The organism is Streptomyces sp. NPDC007856 (genome assembly GCF_042868225.1).
Classification (GTDB): domain Bacteria; phylum Actinomycetota; class Actinomycetes; order Streptomycetales; family Streptomycetaceae; genus Streptomyces.
The window spans coordinates 1-1808 of the sequence record NZ_JBIAEC010000104.1 but is presented as its reverse complement, the minus strand read 5'-3'; the positions used below and the strand labels follow the sequence as shown (position 1 = coordinate 1808).

Annotated in this window: 1 protein-coding gene; it reads left to right on the top strand. The window is 70.5% G+C overall.

Translation table 11 applies throughout. The features are described from left to right. Positions 1-15: 15 nt before the first annotated feature. Positions 16-1808, top strand: a 1793-nt coding sequence (locus ACFYOH_RS44750) for a condensation domain-containing protein (RefSeq protein WP_388638109.1), incomplete at its 3' end; no start/stop codon positions are given.

Below are 1808 nucleotides of genomic sequence, written 5' to 3'. Positions count from 1 at the left end.
GAAATCCTGTGCACGGTGTTCGCCGACGTCCTCGGCCTGCCCTCGGTCGGGGTCGAGGACAACTTCTTCGACCTCGGCGGACACTCGCTCCTGGCGGTGACGCTGGTGGAGCGGTTGCGGGCGCGGGGCGTGTCGGTGGATGTGCGCACGCTGTTCGCCGCCCCGACGGTGGCCAGGCTAGCCGCGGCCGCGGGCCGGGAGGAGGTGGTGGTGCCGCCATGCCTGGTGCCCGAGGACGCGGACGCGATCCTGCCGGAGATGGTGCCGCTGGCCGGACTGTCCGAGCGGGAACTGGCCCGGGTCGTGGCGGGTGTACCCGGCGGCGCGGCCGACGTGCAGGACGTCTACCCGCTGGCACCGCTGCAGGAAGGTATCTTCTTCCACCACCGGTTGGACGCCGCGGACGGACACGACCCGTATGTGGTGCGGCTGGTGCTGCGGTTCGACTCGCGGGCGCGGCTGGATGCGTTCACGGGTGGGTTGCAGAAGGTCATCGACCGCCACGACGTCCTGCGGACCTCGATCGCGTGGGAGGGACTGGACCAGCCGGTGCAGGTGGTCCACCGGCAGGCCGCGCTTCCGGTTACCGAGGTCGAACTCGGCACCGGGGTCGCTGGCAAGGACGCGGTGCAGGCTCTCCTGGCGACGTGTGAGCCGCTGATGGACCTGCGCCGTGCCCCGTTGGCGGATGCGCATGTGGCTGCGGAGCCCGACGGTGACGGCCGCTGGCTGCTGGTGCTGCGGCTGCACCACATCATCGATGACAACACCTCGCTGAAGGTGGTGCTGGGTGAGGTGCGGGCATTCATGGAGGGACGTGGGGACCGGCTGCCGGTCCCGTTGCCGTACCGGAACTTCGTCGGGCAGGCACTGCTGGGCGTCTCGCGTGAGGAGCACGCGGCGTACTTCGCGGGGTTGCTCGGTGAGGTAACCGAGCCGACCGCGCCGTTCGGTGTGCTGGACGTGCACGGGGATGGCCGGGACGTGGGCGAGGCCCGGTTGATGGTGGAAGCCGGGTTGGCGCTGCGGGTGCGGGAGCAGGCCCGCCGGTTCGGCGTGAGCCCCGCCACAGTGTTCCATGTGGTGTGGTCGCGCGTGCTGGCCGCGGTCTCGGGCCGTGAGGATGTGGTGTTCGGCACGGTGCTGTTCGGCCGGATGCAGGCCGGCGCCGGCGCGGACCGGGTGCCGGGGCTGTTCATCAACACCCTGCCGGTGCGGACGTGCACAGGTGGAGTCGGTGTACTGGACGCCCTGCGGTCGACGCAGGCGCAACTGGCCGAGCTTATGGTGCACGAACACGCCCCGCTGACGGTGGCGCAGCAGGCCAGTGGTGTGGCCGCGCCGACCCCGCTGATCACCACGCTGTTCAACTACCGCCGGGCTGGGAACAGCGAGAACTCGGCCAGCGCCGGGTCTGAGGGGATTGAACTCCTGCTCGGGGCGGAGCGGACCAACTATCCGCTCGGGGTGTCGGTCGACGACTTCGGCGCCGGCTCGCGCGGCGGGTTCGGATTCTCGGTGCACGCAGTGGCACCGATCAACCCGGAGTTGGTCGCCGGGCTGCTTCAGACGGCGACCGAGGGCGTGGTGGGCGCGCTGGAGGAAGCCCCGGACTGCGCGCTGAGCCGGATCGAGATCCTGGATGCTGGCGAGTTGCGGCAGGTGCTGGCGGAATGGAACGACACCACACGGCAGATACCGGGCCTGTCGGCCGCGACGTTGCCGGGGTTGTTTGTCGCGCAGGTAGCGCGTACGCCGGACGCGGTCGCGGTGGTGGGTGAGGATGTCCGGCTGTCGTATCGGGAGGT